Origin of the sequence: Citrobacter sedlakii (genome assembly GCF_018128425.1) — a bacterium.
GTDB lineage: Bacteria > Pseudomonadota > Gammaproteobacteria > Enterobacterales > Enterobacteriaceae > Citrobacter_A > Citrobacter_A sedlakii.
The window spans coordinates 318,979-335,644 of the sequence record NZ_CP071070.1; the positions used below are offsets into that span (position 1 = coordinate 318,979).

The following is a 16,666-nucleotide window of genomic DNA, read 5'->3' on the forward strand; positions in this document are numbered from 1 at the left end:
TGCTGATTTTCCCGCCGTTGCATGGTAGAAGGGAAACACTGTGGTAAAAACGTGGTGATCCCCATGCCCGAACCTGTCGCTGACCCGGCGCTTACTGGATTGCGCCTCAATCTGCGCATTGTCTCTGTTGTCATGTTTAACTTTGCCAGCTACCTCACTATTGGCCTGCCGCTGGCGGTACTTCCCGGCTATGTCCATGATGTCATGGGATTTAGCGCGTTCTGGGCGGGACTGGTTATCAGCCTGCAATATTTCGCTACCTTGCTCAGCCGCCCTCATGCCGGTCGCTACGCCGATTTACTCGGGCCGAAAAAAATCGTCGTTTTTGGTCTGTGCGGCTGTTTTTTAAGCGGGGCGGGCTATTTTCTGGCCGCAAGCGTCAGCCCGTGGCCGGTTGCCAGTCTGCTGCTGCTGTGTCTGGGGCGTGTGATTCTGGGCATTGGACAGAGCTTCGCCGGTACGGGATCGACGCTGTGGGGCGTGGGCGTTGTCGGTTCGCTGCATATTGGCCGGGTGATTTCGTGGAACGGCATCGTCACGTATGGCGCGATGGCGATGGGCGCGCCGCTTGGCGTACTGTTTTACGCCTGGGGCGGCCTGCAGGGACTGGCGATGATCATCATGGGCGTTGCGCTACTGGCGGTATTACTGGCGGTTCCGCGCCCGGCGGTAAAAGCGAACAAAGGTAAACCGCTGCCGTTTCGCGCGGTACTTGGACGCGTCTGGCTGTACGGTATGGCGCTGGCGCTGGCATCCGCCGGATTCGGGGTGATCGCCACGTTCATCACTCTGTTTTATGACGCCAAAGGCTGGGACGGCGCGGCCTTTGCGCTGACCTTATTTAGCTGCGCTTTTGTCGGGACGCGGCTGCTGTTTCCCAACGGCATTAACCGCCTGGGCGGTCTGAACGTGGCGATGATCTGCTTTAGCGTCGAAATCGTCGGTCTGCTGCTGGTCGGCGTGGCGGTGATGCCGTGGATGGCGAAAGTCGGCGTGCTGCTGGCGGGAATGGGTTTCTCACTGGTGTTCCCGGCGCTGGGCGTGGTGGCGGTGAAGGCGGTGCCGCAGCAGAATCAGGGGGCGGCGCTGGCGACATATACGGTCTTTATGGATTTGTCGCTTGGGGTGACGGGACCGCTGGCGGGGCTGGTGATGAGCTGGGCGGGTGTCCCGGTGATCTACCTTGCGGCGGCGGGACTGGTGGTCATTGCGCTGTTGCTGACGTGGCGGTTAAAAAAACGGCCTCCGCAGGAGTCTGAGGAGGCCGCTTCATCCGCGTAGAACGTTACTGGATAACCAGCGTATTGATGATGTTCTCGGCTGTGGTTTGTGCTTTCTGCTGATCGTCCGCAGGCAGCGTGATTTGCAGAGTCAGCAATTGGTCATCGACGTTACCCAACAGGACAGAGGAATACGCCGTCTGGCCTTTTGCGGAGATAATGCTGTCTAACTGCTGCAGCGTGTGGCCTTTCAGCTCGATGGATTTGTTGGTTACCACCTGCAACTGCGGGTCACGGGCGCGCTGTTGATCTTCCAGACGTTTCGCCAGCACCGCCAGGTCTTCGCTGGTGTTGTCACCAACAATCACAATCACCGCTTTCTGTCCGGTTGAATCCGAGTAAACGTGCATGTTATTCGCCTGGGTGCCCAGCTTACCGCTTTGATCGGTCATATCCGCGGGCAGGGAGAAACTGAGTTTACCGTCGAGCAGCGTAATAGGCTGACCGGTGGCCTGGCTTTCTGCCGCCGCACCGTCTGCAGGCGCTTTCGTCTCACTATTATCACAGGCCGCCAGCCCTATCACCAGCAGGCCAATCCCGACATATTTAACCAGATTGCGCATTGACTTCTTCCTTTCGATAAACGGCCATAACGGCTCATGGGTTCATCTTAACACAACTCGGAAAACGAACCTTTAACTCGTCTGCATTGCCGGGATTTCGGATTTATCTGTCAGTCTTTTCAGCAACATATTCAGCAACACACCGTACATCGGCAGGAAGAAAATCATGCTGATAAGCACCTTGAAGCCGTAGTCGACGAGGGCAATTTCCATCCAGTGCTCGGCCATAAACGCATCCGGGCTGCGCCAGAACGCGATAAAGAAGAACGCGAGGGTATCACTGATATTGCCAAACAGCGTGGACGCGGTTGGCGCCAGCCACCAGCGCTGATTCTGTCGCAGGCGGTTAAAGACATGCACGTCGAGGATCTGCCCCAGCGCGTAAGCCATGAAGCTGGCGGCGGCGATACGGGCGACGAACAAATTAAACTGCGCCAGCGCGCCGAATCCTTGCCAGGCGCCCATGTAAAACAGCGACGAGATAATATAAGAGACCAGCAGCGCCGGGATCATCACCGCAAAAATAATCCGTCGGGCCAGCGGCGCGCCAAAAATACGCACGGTCAGGTCGGTGGCGAGAAAGATAAACGGAAAGCTGAATGCGCCCCATGTGGTATGAAAACCAAAAATGGTAATGGGAAGCTGAACCAGATAATTACTGGAGGTGATCACCAGCAGATGAAATAGCGATAGCCAGAACAACGCTTTTACGCGCTGCGATTGAGAGAACGACGTCATATTGTACCTTTTTAATTTTGGGGTGAGGGAACCCAATACGTGCTTCACGCTATTTTCCTTGCCATTTTGCCCTTAAGGTAAACTGGCTGCGACAATAACGCGTCTTAAACCGGGTAAGGCCGCCGCATGATACTGCTTTAGCGGGACTTTGCAATGGTTGTTTTTCACGCAATCGTTAACCTGATTGGCTTAGCGCGCAACAGGGCGTAAACTACGGCGGTTTTTATGTATATGAGACCACCATGAGCGATCTGTTTACCTCTCCCGACCACACTCTTGATGCCCAGGGGCTCCGCTGCCCGGAACCGGTGATGATGGTACGTAAAACCGTCCGCGGTATGCAGAGCGGCGAAACGCTGCTGATTGTGGCGGACGACCCGGCGACCACTCGCGACATCCCCGGCTTCTGTACCTTTATGGAGCATGAACTGCTGGCTCAGGAAACCGAGGCGCTACCCTATCGTTATCTGCTGCGTAAAGGCTAAATCATTTGCCGCTTTGAATCTGCGCCGGGCTCAGATAAAACGCGTGAGCGTTTTGAACCCCCTTCAGGACGGCCCGAAGGGGGAGCTTCGCGAAAAATGCTTTCGTATTGCGTGCACGCTCCGGTGCTTCCACATCGTCCGTATTCAACAGATCGTGCTACTCTCGCTGACAAAGGCTTTTATCCGCAGCGGCGACATGCTGTACCTGTCCCGATAAAATAATCGCCTTCTATAATTTAAACCACTCTATTCACATTACGCATTTCATCCTGTCAGATAATCCTTATTATTGCCGATAAATTGAAAAAATTTATTATTTCGCTATACGGAATCTCTTTATCAGCGTAAAAGTTAATTTCCAGGGATATTGTTGCCACTGTTGTATTACCTCAACATGTAATAAAGGGATGAAATGAGTGGTATTGTTTACCTGACGATCGCAGGGGAACAACAAGGCGCTATTTCTGACAGTTGTGGAACCGCTGATTCAATTGGGAACCGTCGACAAATCGGTCACGAGAACGAAATTTATGTTTTTTCGCTCACGAATAGTCTTACCAGTACCGGTAATGGTTCGCAACAGCATGGGCTAAGTTTCAAGAAACTGATCGATAAAAGCACACCATTGTTGTCGAATGCGATTAATAATAACGAACAGTTATATATGGAGTTTTATTTCTACCGCATCAATGCCTATGGCCGATGGGAGAAATATTATTATCTTCAATTGCGAGGCGTTTTCATATCAAGTATCCATTATCTATTTTCGCCAGGTAATTTAGATACGGAAACTATTGTTGTAAATTATGAATATATCCTCAGCAAACATCTTATTGCTAACACGGAGTTTGGCTATCTGGCGTTCCCTGCTGACTATAACCGCTTGTTTATACCCGTCAAAAGTGAAACGGCGGTCAATGCGTTAACAACGTTGAATAGCAAGTCTGTCGGTAGGCTTCTCGCTGCTGGCGGGATTTATAACGGGAATATCGACGGCTTCGAAGAGACAGCGAAAAAACTGGGAGGAGAAGCGCCTGATGGCTACAACCAGGTGATGGATAACCAGGGTTTATTGATTACTGGCGCGTCGTTGATGGCTGGATTAATGATGGGGAGGATGAAGTTTCCGGCAATTGAAAAAATGAAGTATTCTGGGGCAAAGGGTCCGGTAACAGGACGCACTTTTGACCCCGAGTTAGCCGGGGGACCAATAGAGTATCTGACCACTGAAGGCGTCATCATTGACAGCGCAGGTATCGCTACGGTAGAAAAGCATATTTCTCGTTTTCAACATGATCCTGCTAATGATGTAATGATTGCTCGGTTATATAAGATAAACAAAGGTGAAATTAAACCCGAGAAAGTTGACCTCAATTATTTCACCCATGAATGTCGAGAATTTCAGCGTTACTGTAATTTAGGATGGGAGACTGGAGAGCCTAAGGGGCTCGACGGTTATATACTTTGGAATAATGCGCATGCGGCTACCCTTGCAGATTACAGAATCACAGATGCAGAATTATTCCATCCGGAGGCTTTAATAAATGATTTCAAAAATTGAGTTAGGTGTTCTGAAAGTTATGGCCCTGAAAGAGGGGGACTGGAATTGGTATGTACTGGATAGGGTGCTGTCGACCCGAAATATACCCGGATTCGGTTATGTACCAACAGTCGTGAACCGTTTAGTAGAAGAAGGATTTGTTGATGTTATAAATGATTATGAAGCTTCTCGACAGACCTTCATCGTATCTGAAAGAGGGCGTGAATTCCTAAAAAATCATAATATTGAAGAATAAAAGCTTGTGATGTTTACATCTCGGTTTACGTAACGAGATCATGTAAACATCACAGTTCTAAACCATCGTTTCAAAACTTCACAATTTTGTGAGGTGCTTCACCTCCGCTTTTCAGGGCGTAGTCTAGTTTTTAAGCGTACAAAACTAAAACACTGTTTTAACGCTTACCTCACTACCCTGGAGCTCACGTAATGAAAACGACCCTCAAGCCGTTACTGGCCGTGCTGTGCCTGTCTGCTTTTTCCTGCGCCGTTTCTGCGCAAACGATTAAAGCCGCCGACGTCCATCCCGAAGGCTACCCGAACGTGGTGGCGGTGCAGCAGATGGGCGAGAAATTAAAACAACAAACCAATGGCGAGCTGGAAATCAAAGTTTTTCCGGGTGGCGTGCTCGGGGATGAAAAACAGATGATTGAGCAGGCGCAAATGGGGGCGATCGATATGATTCGCGTCTCGATGGCGCCGGTTGCGGCGATACTGCCCGATATCGAAGTCTTTACCCTGCCGTACGTGTTCCGCGACGAAGACCATATGCACAAGGTGATCGACGGCGATATCGGGAAGCAGATCGGCGACAAGCTCACTGCTAACCCGAAATCGCGGCTGGTCTTTTTAGGCTGGATGGATTCCGGTACCCGCAACTTGATCACCAAAAATCCGGTAGCGAAACCGGAAGATTTGAAAGGTATGAAGATCCGCGTTCAGGGCAGTCCGGTCGCGCTGGCGACATTGAAGGATATGGGGGCGAACTCAGTGGCGATGGGCGTCAGCGAAGTGTATAGCGGCATGCAAACCGGCGTGATTGACGGCGCGGAAAACAATCCGCCGACCTATATTGCCCATAACTACCTGCCGGTCGCCAAAAACTACACCCTTAGCGGGCACTTTATCACCCCAGAAATGCTGCTCTATTCGAAAGTGAAATGGGACAAGCTCAACGCCGACCAGCAGCAAAAAATCCTCACTCTCGCCCGTGAAGCGCAGTTTGAACAGCGCAAGCTGTGGGATGCCTATAACCAGCAGGCGCTGGAAAAAATGAAGGCAGGCGGCGTCCAGTTCCATGACATCGACAAGGCGGTGTTTGTGAAAGCCACGGAGCCGGTACGCGCGCAATATGGCGAAAAACACCAGGATCTGATGAACGCTATCGCGGCTGTGAAGTGATCCCACCCCGTTGCGGAGGAAATATGTCCGAACTGTACCTGAAGTGGATGGATCGCCTGTACCTGCTGGCGATGGCCGTGGCGGGGGTGTCGCTGCTGGTGATGACCACCGTCATCCCCATCGGCATCTTCTCGCGCTATGTGCTGAATCGCGGGGAGTCATGGCCGGAACCGATCGCCATTATTTGCATGGTGACCTTTACCTTTATCGGCGCGGCGGTGGGCTACCGCGCCGGATCGCACATCGCGGTGAACATGCTGACCGACCGTCTGCCGCCGGTGCTGAAAACCGCCTGCGCACGGGTGGTGGATCTGTTGATGCTGCTGATTTCGCTGATCATGTTCTGGTACAGCTATCTGCTGTGCGTCGAGCTGTGGGAGCAGCCAGTGGCGGAATTCCCAATACTGACGTCGGGTGAAAGCTACCTGCCGCTGCCCATCGGTTCGGCAATTCTGATTTTCTTCGTCCTTGAGCGCCTGTTCTTTGGCTCACAGGAACACCGTCCGGTCGTGACGATCGGCAACCACGGTTAAGGGGTGAACAATGGACGCCTTTATCTTGTTATTCACCCTCGCCATTTTGCTGGCGCTGGGCATGCCAGTGGCCTTTGCCGTCGGCCTGAGCGCCGTTGCGGGCGCGCTGTGGATCGATTTACCGCTGGAAGCGCTGATGATCCAAATCACCAGCGGGGTCAACAAGTTCACCCTGCTGGCGATCCCGTTTTTTATTCTTGCCGGGGCGATCATGGCGGAAGGGGGAATCGCCCGGCGGCTGGTCAACTTTGCCTATCTGTTCGTCGGCTTTATTCGCGGCGGATTGTCGCTGGTGAACATTGTCGCCTCGACCTTTTTCGGCGCGATTTCCGGCTCGTCGGTGGCGGATACGGCGTCCATCGGTAGCGTGATGATCCCGGAGATGGAGAAAAAGGGCTATCCGCGCGAGTACGCGGCGGCGGTCACCGCGAGCGGTTCAGTGCAGGCGATTTTGATTCCACCGAGCCATAACTCGGTGATCTACTCGCTGGCGGCGGGCGGGACGGTCTCTATCGCCACGTTGTTTATCGCGGGTGTGTTGCCGGGGCTGCTGCTCGGGCTGTGTCTGATGGGGCTGTGCCTCTGTTTTGCACGTAAGCGTGGCTACCCGAAAGGTGAACGGATCCCGTTTCGTCAGGCGGTGAAAATCTTCATTGACGCGCTGTGGGGGTTGATGACGGTAGTGATCATTCTGGGCGGTATATTGTCGGGAATTTTTACCGCCACCGAATCGGCGGCGGTGGCCTGCCTGTGGGCCTTTTTCGTCACCATGTTTATTTACCGTGACTATCAGTGGAATGAACTGCCCAAACTGATGTGCCGGACGGTGAAAACGGTCACTATCGTGATGATTTTGATCGGCTTCGCCGCGGCGTTTGGCGCGGTGATGACCTATATGCAGTTGCCGATGCGTATCACCGAATTCTTCACCTCGCTTTCCGATAATAAGTACGTGATCCTGATGTATCTCAACATCATGCTGCTGCTGATTGGCACGCTGATGGATATGGCGCCGATCATCCTGATCCTGACGCCGGTGCTGTTGCCGGTGACCAATGCGTTAGGGATCGATCCGGTGCATTTCGGGATGATTATGATGGTGAACCTGGGGATTGGACTGATTACCCCACCGGTCGGGTCGGTGCTGTTTGTGGCCAGCGCGGTAAGTAAGCAGAAAATTGAACACGTGGTGCGGGCGATGCTGCCCTTCTACGGTCTGCTGCTGGTGGTGCTGGCAATGGTGACCTATATCCCCGCCATCTCGCTGTGGCTGCCGGGGCTTCTGGGAATGCAGTAAGACACAAAGCCGGATGGCGCTATCCGGCCTACGCGTCATGCTACGCGTAGGGCCGGTAAGCGCCACCGGGCTTTTTTTACCGACGACGCAACAGTCGCAGCGCGTTAGCCGTCACCAGTACCGTCGCGCCGGTATCCGCCAGCACCGCCAGCCACAGCCCGGTCATGCCGAGCAGGGTGGTGATGAGGAAGATCCCCTTCAGCCCCAGCGCAATGGCGATGTTCTGGCGAATATTTGCGTGCGTCGCCCGTGCCAGCGTTACCATTTGCACGAGTCCGGTCAGACGATTGTGGGTTAGCGCAGCGTCTGCTGTTTCCAGCGCCACATCGGTACCGCTGCCCATCGCAATCCCGATGGCGGCGGCTTTCATCGCGGGAGCGTCGTTAATGCCGTCGCCCACCATCGCCAGCGGCGACTGCTGATTCAGCGCGCTGACCGCCTGGACTTTGTCTTCCGGCAGGAGTCCCGCTTTGTAATCCAGTCCCAACGTCTCCGCGATGGCCGCCGCCGCGCGTGGGTTGTCGCCGGTGAGGATGACGCCTTTAACCCCCAGCGCGTTCAGTGCGCTTATGGCGGTACGGGCATCGTCCCGTAGCGTATCCTGGAGGGCGATAACGCCGAGCACGATGTCATTTCGCCGCACTAATACGACCGTCTGACCTGAACGTTCAAGCTGATTAATGCGCGCAGCAAACGCCTCGTCAGGCTGTTTCCCGGCGGCGCTAATCAGGACGCGCTCACCGTTGACCCGAGCCTCAATGCCGGAACCGACCAGCGCGCGCTGTCCGTCGGCGGCGGGGAGGGTAAGCGCCCGCTGTTGCGCTTCACGTACAATCGCCTGCGCCAGCGGATGCGTTGCGCCTTGTTCCACCGCTGCCGCCAGCGCCAGCAGCTCAGGCTCGCTGATACCCGTGGCAGGATGAATTGCCGTCACGCGCGGCTTGCCTACGGTCAGCGTCCCGGTTTTATCAAACGCGACCTGTGTGACACGCCCTAGCTGTTCCAGCGCCGCGCCGCCTTTGATCAGCGCCCCGCGACGCGCCGCCGCCGCCAGCCCGGAGGTAATCGCCGCCGGGGTGGAAATCACCAGCGCGCACGGACAGCCAATCAGTAACAGCGTCAGTCCCTTATAAATCCACTCCTGCCAGCTACCGGCAAACAGCAGCGGCGGAACGAGCGTCACCAGCAGGGCGACGACCATGATGGCGGGCGTGTAAATCCGGCTGAAGCGGTCGATAAAGCGTTCGATGGGCGCGCGCCGTTCTTCTGCTTCTTCAATCAGCTTCAGGATGCGATCTATGGCGCTGGCACCTGCTTCCGACAGTACCTCCAGCGTGACAAGACGATCCACGCTGGTCGCCCCCGCCGGGACTTTCTCGCCACTGGCGCGTTCAACCGGGATCGACTCGCCAGTCAGGGCGCTTTCGTCAAAGCTGGCGAACGCAGACAGCAGTTTTCCGTCGGCGGGCAGGCGTCCTCCGGCGGCGACTTCAATCACATCGCCCGGTTGCAGAGTGTTGATGGCGACCTCTTCGCGTACGCCGTCGCGCAGGCGGATTGCCACCTCTGGTTTCAGCGCCATCAGCGCGCTGACCCCTTTGCGGGCGCGACTGGCGGCCCATCCCTCTAACCGCTCGCCAATCAGGAACAGCAGCAGCACCATTGCCGCTTCCGCTGTGGCGCCAATAAACAGCGCGCCGATGGCGGCGACACTCATCAGCGTTTCAATGGCAAACCAACTGCCGGATTTCATCAGGCGCAGCGCCTGGCGGGCGATGGGATACAACCCGACCAGCGTGGTGGCGATAAACGCCAGTTGTCCGAACGGAGGGTTGAACTGTTCCAGCCCCCAACTGACCGCCATCATCACAATCAGGGTCAATAGCGGCAGGTTCTCTTTGACGCGCGACTCGGGCGCGGCGGCGTTGGCCTGCTCGTCTTGCAGGGTATAGCCCGCATTTTGCACTGCCCGCGCGATTTGTGAACGCAGATCGCCGTCGCTGTCGACCACCAGCTTTTCGGTAGCAAACAGCACCTGAACCTGATTCACGCCGCTTATCTGGCGCACCGCGTTCTCAACTTTGCGGGCGCAGGCGGCACAGTCCATACCGGCGATTTTCCAGCTATAACGGGCGCCTTTTACCGTTTCAGCGACGGTTTCCGGCGAGTCGCAGGCGCCGTCGCAGCAGCAGGCATCGGCTTTCTGCGGCGCCGGGGCGAGTGTGAAGGATGAAAATTGTGGGGCTTTTTTGCCATTAGTATCGGGTGTCGACATGGCATCCTCCGGTTGATGATAATTTTCTCATTAACCGGAGGATACACTCTGGAGTCGACTCCAGAGTCAAGCACTATCAGAGATAAAGTGAGCGGACGATCAGGAAATGCCCGGCGAAGTAGCAGGCCGCAGCGATAGCGTTGTCGGCACGAAAGCGGCGGCGGTAATGACTGCCCAGCCAGACAATGTTACCCAGGAACAGCAGCGCCGCCCCCATAAACGCCGACAGCGCGGGCGCGGTGGGACGGAAAAACCACAGTTCACCGGCCAGCCAGACCATGACCAGCGTCATGGCGACGAAGGTGCATACCGGCCAGCGCAGCTCCTCAAGACGCGACCAGATTACCGCGACGAGCAGCGCGCCCAGTACCAGGAGCGCTAATGGCAATGGCCAGAAGAATGAAAGCGTCATCTGGCTGGCGAAATAGATGGTGTACAGCAGATGCGAAAGGAAAAACGCGCCAATCGCGTACAGCAGACGCTGACGTGGCAAGAGCGTTAACGCATCGCCTAACAGCGACGCACAGAGACCCGCCAGCACCAGATAACTGATAGCGTCAAACATCGGCGCTTGCCAGGCGAGCAGCAGCAGGAGGAGCAGCGTGACAGGTTTAAAGACCCAACGTTGCCAGGCGGGGCCACGGTAAGAAGCATCCACAAACAGCCATGCGGAAAGGCAGACAGCGATAAACGACCAAAGCATCTTAGTTCCTTGAATTCGTTATTTTTTCGTAAGCGGTATGCTTACGGTCTTACTCTTCAGTTTAGAGGCGGGTAAGGGCGGATGACAACACCATAACGGTCAGGGTATGCTGATTTCCGCATTTTCTGATGGGTTAAAGGTATGAGTAAGCCACCGCTCTTTTTTATTTTAATCATTGTTTAATTCTCATTGCCGCCTCGTTTCGTTTTATGCAGCAGCGGCGGGAAAAAGCCGATAACGAGGCTGCGCCCCTGCAACAGGCGCCAATGATGGTCAGCAACAAGCGGGAAAAGCCGCTCAATGACCGCCGCTCGCGTCAGCAGCAGGTCACCCCCGCAGGCGCCAGTATGCGATACGAAGCGAGCTTTAAGCCGCTACGCGGCGGACAGGAAAAAACCTTCCGCCTGGACGCGCAGCAGTACCACGCGCTGACGGTAGGCGACAAAGGCACGCTGAGTTTTAAAGGAACGCGGTTTGTCGAATTTGTGGTTCACAGGCCGGATTAAATGCCATCCGGCTGTCAGCCTCATTTTTTGACGTTAAACTTCTTCTGCCATACCAACAGTTCAAACACGCCGAACAGGAAAATACGCACTTTTTCCCCGTTGCTCATCTGCGGCCCGTCTTTTGGCAGGGTCGATTTCAGTAGCGCCAGTTGCATACCGTGCATCAGCGCCATAAACACCAGCGCGACGTTAACAAAAATATTGAGCGGGCGCGGAAACGGTTGCACCAGATTCCAGAGTAAAAAAGCCCAGACGCAGAGCATCAGTAAACGTCCAATATTAATCAGCATCGTTTTCTCCTTGTGCTTCGCGTTGATACAAGCGATAGGCAACCTGTCCGGCAACCTTCTCGCGATACAGCGACCAGTTATTGGGCACCGGCGGCAGACCGTTTTCCACTTCGCTTTCCACGTAAACATACGCCTCGTCAGCCAGCCAGCCGTGGTTTTCCAGCAGGCGTAAGGTCTCTTCCAGCAGACCCTTGCGAAACGGCGGGTCGACAAACACGACGCTGTGCGGCGTACCGGTGTGCGCCAGAAATGCCAGTGTGTTCGTGTTTACGACATTTGCGTTGCCTGCCTTCAGCGTCGCTAAATTCTTTTGTAACTGCTGCGCGACGGCGCGATCCATTTCCAGCAGGGTAGCAGACGCCGCGTAACGCGACAGCGCCTCCAGCCCCAGCGCGCCGCTTCCGGCGAAACAGTCGAGACAACGGGCGTCGACCATTACCGGCGCCAGCCAGTTAAACAGCGTCTCGCGCACGCGATCGGTGGTGGGACGCAGGCCGGGGCTGTCCGGTACCGGAAGTTTGCGGCCGCGCCATTGCCCGCCAATAATGCGGATCTGGCCACTGCCAGAGTGATTCGGTTTTTTCATTTCTGCTGCTCAAACCGCCCTAATTCGGTCTTTCCAGGCGGTGATGTAAATTAAGTTAAGTGATAGACTATTTCATCATTTTTTTAGCTTCCATGTATATAGAGCCGCGAGGAGTGTAACCGCAGATGGCAAAACAGAAAAAACGTGGCTTCTTTTCCTGGCTGGGCTTTGGTGAAAAAGAGCAGGAACAAGAACAAAAAACCGAAGAACAGCAGGTTGTCGAGGAACAACGACAGGCAGACACGCCTGTTGAAACGGCAGCTGACGTAGAAGCAGAATCCCCTGCGCACAGCAAAGAAGAGACAGACCACTTTGCACAAGAGGTGGTTGAGGTCACCGAACAGGTTCAGGAGAGCGAAAAGCCGAAGTTGGTTGAGCCTGAACCGCCCGCCGTGGCAGACGAGCCACAACCGGAAGTGGAACCGCTTGCGGTCGCCGTACGTGAAGAACTGCCGCTGCCGGAAGAGGTAAACGCGGAAGAAATCTCTCCGGAAGAGTGGCAGGCGGAAGCCGAAACCGTTGAGATCGTTGACGCGGTAGAAGAAGAGGAGCAGAACGTGCCGCCGCTGAGCGATGAAGAGCGGGAAGCGCAGGCGCTGGCGGCAGAAGCCGCAGAAGAAGCGGTGCTGGTGGTGCCGGTAGCGGAAGAAGACGCGCCGGTTGAAGAGATTGCGCAGGAGCAGGAGAAACCGACCAAAGAGGGTTTCTTTGCCCGTCTTAAGCGCAGCCTTCTGAAAACAAAAGAAAACCTCGGTTCCGGATTTATCAGTCTGTTCCGCGGGAAGAAAATCGACGATGATCTGTTTGAAGAGCTGGAAGAACAATTGCTGATCGCCGACGTGGGCGTGGAAACGACGCGTAAAATCATCACCAACCTGACCGAAGGCGCCAGCCGCAAGCAACTGCGTGATGCGGAAGCGCTGTACGGTCTGTTAAAAGATGAGATGGGCGAGATTCTGGCGAAGGTCGATGAACCGCTGAACGTGGAAGGCAAAACGCCGTTTGTGATTTTGATGGTGGGCGTCAATGGCGTCGGTAAAACCACCACCATCGGCAAGCTGGCGCGTCAGTTCGAGCAGCAGGGCAAATCGGTGATGCTGGCGGCAGGCGACACGTTCCGCGCCGCAGCGGTGGAACAGCTTCAGGTCTGGGGCCAGCGTAATAATATTCCGGTGATTGCCCAGCACACTGGCGCGGACTCTGCTTCCGTCATCTTTGACGCTATTCAGGCGGCGAAGGCGCGTAACATTGATGTGCTGATCGCCGACACCGCAGGGCGCCTGCAAAACAAATCGCATCTGATGGAAGAGTTGAAAAAAATCGTTCGCGTGATGAAGAAACTGGACGAGGACGCGCCGCATGAGGTTATGCTGACTATCGACGCCAGCACCGGGCAGAATGCGGTAAGCCAGGCCAAACTGTTCCATGAAGCCGTGGGGTTAACCGGGATCACCCTGACCAAGCTGGACGGCACGGCGAAAGGCGGGGTGATCTTCTCGGTGGCCGACCAGTTTGGCATTCCTATCCGCTATATTGGTGTGGGCGAACGTATCGAGGATTTGCGTCCGTTTAAGGCGGACGATTTTATTGAGGCACTTTTTGCCCGAGAGGATTAACAATGATTCGCTTTGAACATGTCAGCAAGGCCTATCTCGGCGGGAGACAAGCGCTGCAGGGCGTCACGTTCCACATGCAGCCGGGCGAGATGGCGTTTCTGACCGGCCACTCAGGCGCGGGGAAAAGTACCCTGCTGAAGCTGATCTGTGGGATTGAGCGGCCAAGCGCCGGGAAAATTATCTTCAGCGGACACGATATTACCCGTCTGAAGAATCGTGAAGTGCCGTTTTTGCGTCGGCAGATTGGCATGATTTTCCAGGATCACCATCTGCTGATGGACCGCACCGTTTACGACAATGTGGCGATCCCACTGATTATTGCCGGTGCCAGCGGAGACGACATTCGTCGCCGCGTGTCGGCGGCGCTGGATAAAGTCGGGCTGCTGGACAAAGCGAAAAACTTCCCTATTCAACTCTCCGGCGGTGAACAGCAGCGTGTGGGTATCGCCCGTGCGGTGGTCAATAAACCGGCGGTCCTGTTGGCGGATGAACCAACCGGTAACCTGGATGACGCGTTGTCGGAAGGGATCCTGCGTTTGTTCGAAGAATTTAACCGTGTGGGGGTCACCGTCCTGATGGCCACCCACGACATCGGGCTGATTTCCCGCCGATCTTATCGCCAACTGGTGCTAAGCGATGGACACCTGCATGGAGGCGTGGCTTATGAATAAGCGCGATGCGATGAATCATATCCGGCAGTTCGGCGGGCGTCTGGATCGTCTGCGCCGCTCTGGCGGTTCGTCAGGCGACGGTGGCCGCAATACCCCGAAGCGGGCGAAACCGTCGCCGAAGCCTAACTCGCGGAAAACCAACGTTTTCAACGAGCAGGTACGCTACGCGTTCCAGGGCGCGTTACAGGATCTGAAAAGCAAACCGCTGGCGACCTTTTTAACGGTGATGGTCATTGCCATCTCTCTGACGCTGCCGAGCGTTTGCTATATGGTCTACAAGAACGTCAACCAGGCGGCGACGCAGTATTATCCGTCTCCACAGATCACTGTTTATCTGCAAAAAACGCTGGATGACGATGCGGCGGCGGGGGTGGTGGCGCAGCTTCAGGCCGAGCAGGGCGTGGACAAGGTGAATTACCTGTCGCGGGAAGACGCGCTGGGTGAGTTCCGTAACTGGTCCGGCTTTGGCGGCGCGCTGGACATGCTGGAAGAGAACCCGCTCCCGGCGGTGGCCGTGGTGGTGCCGAAGCTTGATTTCCAGGGCACCGATTCGCTTAATACCCTGCGCGATCGTATTTCGCAGATTAACGGCATCGATGAAGTACGTATGGACGACAGCTGGTTTGCCCGCCTGGCGGCGCTGACCGGTCTGGTGGGCCGCGTATCAGCCATGATCGGCGTACTGATGGTGGCAGCGGTGTTCCTGGTGATCGGCAACAGCGTACGCCTGAGCATTTTTGCCCGTCGCGATACCATTAACGTGCAAAAACTGATTGGCGCGACGGATGGATTTATTCTCCGTCCGTTCCTCTACGGCGGCGCGCTGCTCGGCTTTTCCGGCGCGTTTCTTTCACTGATTTTATCTGAAATTTTGGTGATGCGGCTGTCTTCGGCAGTGACAGAAGTGGCGCAGGTTTTCGGAACGAAGTTTGATCTCAATGGGTTATCGTTCGATGAATGCCTGTTATTGCTGCTGGTTTGCTCGATGATCGGCTGGGTGGCGGCGTGGCTTGCCACGGTTCAACATTTACGCCACTTTACTCCCGATTAATAAAATCGTGGTATAATCTTTCCCTGCAATGGATTTCCGTTCGCAGGGAAAGAGTCTCCGTTGTCCTCTTCCCCGCTTTCATCTTCATGTCACATTTTGTGCGCAATTTATACACAACGTTGCATGGAACTTGTGGATAAAATCACGGTCTGATAAAAGAGTGAATGATAATCTCGTTGCTCATTAACGCTGGCACGGTTGTTGCTGATGACTTTCAGGTAGTGCCAGACGATAAAAAATTGAGAGGATTTGAATGACCAAAGAAATGCAAAATTTAGCTTTAGCCCCTGTTGGTAACCTGGAGTCTTACATCCGGGCTGCGAACGCGTGGCCGATGTTATCGGCTGACGAAGAGCGGGCACTGGCTGAAAGGCTGCATTACCAGGGCGATCTGGAAGCAGCTAAGACGCTGATCCTGTCTCACCTGCGCTTTGTTGTTCATATTGCTCGTAACTACGCGGGCTATGGCCTGCCGCAGGCGGATTTGATTCAGGAAGGTAATATCGGCCTGATGAAAGCCGTGCGCCGTTTCAACCCGGAAGTGGGTGTGCGCCTGGTCTCCTTCGCCGTACACTGGATCAAAGCGGAGATCCACGAATACGTTCTGCGTAACTGGCGTATCGTCAAAGTCGCGACCACCAAAGCGCAGCGTAAGCTGTTCTTTAACCTGCGTAAAACCAAGCAGCGCCTGGGCTGGTTTAACCAGGATGAAGTTGAAATGGTGGCGCGCGAGCTGGGCGTGTCCAGCAAAGACGTGCGTGAGATGGAGTCCCGCATGGCGGCGCAGGACATGACCTTTGACATGTCTTCGGACGATGAATCCGACAGCCAGCCGATGGCCCCGGTCCTGTATTTGCAGGATAAAACCTCTAACTTTGCCGACGGCATTGAAGAGGATAACTGGGAAGATCAGGCGGCCAACAAGCTGACCCACGCGATGGAAGGTCTCGACGAACGTAGTCAGGACATCATTCGCGCCCGCTGGCTGGACGAAGACAACAAGTCCACCTTGCAGGAACTGGCTGACCGCTATGGCGTGTCTGCTGAACGTGTCCGCCAGCTTGAAAAGAACGCAATGAAAAAACTGCGCGCCGCGATCGAAGCATAACACCG

17 protein-coding genes and 1 pseudogene are annotated in these 16,666 nt (G+C 55.1%); 12 read left to right on the forward strand and 6 right to left on the reverse strand.

Translation table 11 applies throughout. From position 1 onward, the window contains the following. The first annotated feature begins 21 nt into the window (after positions 1–21). Positions 22–1,281 (forward strand): MFS transporter, encoded by a 1,260-nt coding sequence (locus JY391_RS01485; protein WP_211935126.1) that lies wholly within the window; start codon positions 22–24, stop codon positions 1,279–1,281. Between the two features lie 4 nt (positions 1,282–1,285). Here JY391_RS01485 and JY391_RS01490 read toward each other — a convergent pair whose 3' ends face one another. Beyond that, on the reverse strand, positions 1,286–1,843 hold the full coding sequence (locus JY391_RS01490; RefSeq protein WP_211935127.1) for a DcrB family lipoprotein: 558 nt from the start codon (positions 1,841–1,843) through the stop codon (positions 1,286–1,288). Positions 1,844–1,915: 72 nt separating this feature from the next. Beyond that, positions 1,916–2,581 carry a 7-cyano-7-deazaguanine/7-aminomethyl-7-deazaguanine transporter gene (locus tag JY391_RS01495; RefSeq protein ID WP_042286562.1) on the reverse strand — a complete coding sequence of 222 codons (666 nt, stop codon included), beginning with the start codon at positions 2,579–2,581 and terminating at the stop codon, positions 1,916–1,918. A gap of 242 nt (positions 2,582–2,823) precedes the next feature. Between JY391_RS01495 and tusA the strand changes: the two genes are divergently transcribed. The 6 genes from tusA (at position 2,824) to JY391_RS01525 (ending at position 7,855) form a co-directional block, all read left to right on the forward strand. Continuing rightward, positions 2,824–3,066, forward strand: a complete 243-nt coding sequence (gene tusA, locus JY391_RS01500) for a sulfurtransferase TusA (protein WP_042286560.1) — start codon at positions 2,824–2,826, stop codon at positions 3,064–3,066. Between the two features lie 412 nt (positions 3,067–3,478). Then, a complete protein-coding gene (gene tssD / locus JY391_RS01505) occupies positions 3,479–4,627 on the forward strand; it encodes a type VI secretion system tube protein TssD (protein ID WP_211935128.1) in 1,149 nt (382 codons plus the stop codon). Beyond that, the gene (locus JY391_RS01510) at positions 4,611–4,862 is read left to right on the forward strand and encodes a hypothetical protein (RefSeq protein WP_060570186.1); all 252 of its coding nucleotides are present in this window, start codon (positions 4,611–4,613) and stop codon (positions 4,860–4,862) included. Before tssD ends, JY391_RS01510 begins: the two co-directional genes overlap by 17 nt. Before the next feature lie 191 nt (positions 4,863–5,053). Further along, positions 5,054–6,025 (forward strand): TRAP transporter substrate-binding protein, encoded by a 972-nt coding sequence (locus JY391_RS01515; RefSeq protein ID WP_042286551.1) that lies wholly within the window; start codon positions 5,054–5,056, stop codon positions 6,023–6,025. Between the two features lie 23 nt (positions 6,026–6,048). Continuing rightward, complete coding sequence (locus JY391_RS01520) at positions 6,049–6,558, forward strand: TRAP transporter small permease (RefSeq protein ID WP_060570184.1); 510 nt, start codon at positions 6,049–6,051, stop codon at positions 6,556–6,558. A 10-nt stretch (positions 6,559–6,568) separates the two neighbouring features. Continuing rightward, positions 6,569–7,855: a TRAP transporter large permease gene (locus tag JY391_RS01525; RefSeq protein ID WP_060570183.1), complete on the forward strand. Its 1,287-nt coding sequence runs from the start codon at positions 6,569–6,571 to the stop codon at positions 7,853–7,855. A gap of 76 nt (positions 7,856–7,931) precedes the next feature. Here the strand turns inward: JY391_RS01525 and zntA are convergent, their stop codons facing one another. Continuing rightward, on the reverse strand, positions 7,932–10,130 hold the full coding sequence (zntA, locus tag JY391_RS01530) for a Zn(II)/Cd(II)/Pb(II) translocating P-type ATPase ZntA (RefSeq protein ID WP_211935129.1): 2,199 nt from the start codon (positions 10,128–10,130) through the stop codon (positions 7,932–7,934). 76 nt (positions 10,131–10,206) lie between these two features. Further along, positions 10,207–10,833 carry a lysoplasmalogenase gene (locus tag JY391_RS01535; RefSeq protein ID WP_042286542.1) on the reverse strand — a complete coding sequence of 209 codons (627 nt, stop codon included), beginning with the start codon at positions 10,831–10,833 and terminating at the stop codon, positions 10,207–10,209. A 141-nt stretch (positions 10,834–10,974) separates the two neighbouring features. Between JY391_RS01535 and JY391_RS01540 the strand changes: the two are divergent. After that, positions 10,975–11,339: pseudogene (locus JY391_RS01540) on the forward strand (DUF2500 domain-containing protein). Between the two features lie 20 nt (positions 11,340–11,359). On the opposite strand, the gene JY391_RS01545 reads toward JY391_RS01540, so the two are convergent. Continuing rightward, on the reverse strand, positions 11,360–11,629 hold the full coding sequence (locus tag JY391_RS01545; RefSeq protein ID WP_042286536.1) for a DUF1145 family protein: 270 nt from the start codon (positions 11,627–11,629) through the stop codon (positions 11,360–11,362). Next, positions 11,619–12,215, reverse strand: a complete 597-nt coding sequence (rsmD, locus tag JY391_RS01550; protein WP_211935130.1) for a 16S rRNA (guanine(966)-N(2))-methyltransferase — start codon at positions 12,213–12,215, stop codon at positions 11,619–11,621. The genes JY391_RS01545 and rsmD overlap by 11 nt, the downstream gene beginning before the upstream one ends. Positions 12,216–12,340: 125 nt before the next feature. On the opposite strand from rsmD, the gene ftsY reads away from it, so the two are divergent. From ftsY to rpoH, 4 genes are all read left to right on the forward strand, one after another. After that, a complete protein-coding gene (gene ftsY / locus JY391_RS01555) occupies positions 12,341–13,831 on the forward strand; it encodes a signal recognition particle-docking protein FtsY (protein WP_211935131.1) in 1,491 nt (496 codons plus the stop codon). Positions 13,832–13,833: 2 nt separating this feature from the next. Next, positions 13,834–14,502, forward strand: a complete 669-nt coding sequence (gene ftsE / locus JY391_RS01560; protein WP_012908291.1) for a cell division ATP-binding protein FtsE — start codon at positions 13,834–13,836, stop codon at positions 14,500–14,502. Beyond that, positions 14,495–15,553: a permease-like cell division protein FtsX gene (ftsX, locus tag JY391_RS01565; protein WP_181822397.1), complete on the forward strand. Its 1,059-nt coding sequence runs from the start codon at positions 14,495–14,497 to the stop codon at positions 15,551–15,553. Before ftsE ends, ftsX begins: the two co-directional genes overlap by 8 nt. 253 nt (positions 15,554–15,806) lie before the next feature. Then, entirely contained in the window at positions 15,807–16,661 is an 855-nt protein-coding gene (rpoH, locus tag JY391_RS01570; protein WP_042286526.1) for an RNA polymerase sigma factor RpoH, read from the forward strand. Positions 16,662–16,666: the final 5 nt, after the last annotated feature.

Excerpts from the sequence above, each read along its gene's own strand:
- JY391_RS01510 (WP_060570186.1), top strand. The coding sequence starts at position 4,611 with ATGATTTCAAAAATTGAGTTAGGTGTTCTGAAAGTTATGGCCCTGAAA.
- ftsE (WP_012908291.1), top strand. The coding sequence starts at position 13,834 with ATGATTCGCTTTGAACATGTCAGCAAGGCCTATCTCGGCGGGAGACAA.
- JY391_RS01495 (WP_042286562.1), bottom strand. The coding sequence starts at position 2,581 with ATGACGTCGTTCTCTCAATCGCAGCGCGTAAAAGCGTTGTTCTGGCTA.
- JY391_RS01485 (WP_211935126.1), top strand. The coding sequence starts at position 22 with ATGGTAGAAGGGAAACACTGTGGTAAAAACGTGGTGATCCCCATGCCC.
- rpoH (WP_042286526.1), top strand. The coding sequence starts at position 15,807 with ATGACCAAAGAAATGCAAAATTTAGCTTTAGCCCCTGTTGGTAACCTG.
- JY391_RS01535 (WP_042286542.1), bottom strand. The coding sequence starts at position 10,833 with ATGCTTTGGTCGTTTATCGCTGTCTGCCTTTCCGCATGGCTGTTTGTG.
- zntA (WP_211935129.1), bottom strand. The coding sequence starts at position 10,130 with ATGTCGACACCCGATACTAATGGCAAAAAAGCCCCACAATTTTCATCC.
- ftsX (WP_181822397.1), top strand. The coding sequence starts at position 14,495 with ATGAATAAGCGCGATGCGATGAATCATATCCGGCAGTTCGGCGGGCGT.
- tssD (WP_211935128.1), top strand. The coding sequence starts at position 3,479 with ATGAGTGGTATTGTTTACCTGACGATCGCAGGGGAACAACAAGGCGCT.
- JY391_RS01515 (WP_042286551.1), top strand. The coding sequence starts at position 5,054 with ATGAAAACGACCCTCAAGCCGTTACTGGCCGTGCTGTGCCTGTCTGCT.
- rsmD (WP_211935130.1), bottom strand. The coding sequence starts at position 12,215 with ATGAAAAAACCGAATCACTCTGGCAGTGGCCAGATCCGCATTATTGGC.
- JY391_RS01545 (WP_042286536.1), bottom strand. The coding sequence starts at position 11,629 with ATGCTGATTAATATTGGACGTTTACTGATGCTCTGCGTCTGGGCTTTT.
- JY391_RS01525 (WP_060570183.1), top strand. The coding sequence starts at position 6,569 with ATGGACGCCTTTATCTTGTTATTCACCCTCGCCATTTTGCTGGCGCTG.
- tusA (WP_042286560.1), top strand. The coding sequence starts at position 2,824 with ATGAGCGATCTGTTTACCTCTCCCGACCACACTCTTGATGCCCAGGGG.
- ftsY (WP_211935131.1), top strand. The coding sequence starts at position 12,341 with ATGGCAAAACAGAAAAAACGTGGCTTCTTTTCCTGGCTGGGCTTTGGT.
- JY391_RS01490 (WP_211935127.1), bottom strand. The coding sequence starts at position 1,843 with ATGCGCAATCTGGTTAAATATGTCGGGATTGGCCTGCTGGTGATAGGG.
- JY391_RS01520 (WP_060570184.1), top strand. The coding sequence starts at position 6,049 with ATGTCCGAACTGTACCTGAAGTGGATGGATCGCCTGTACCTGCTGGCG.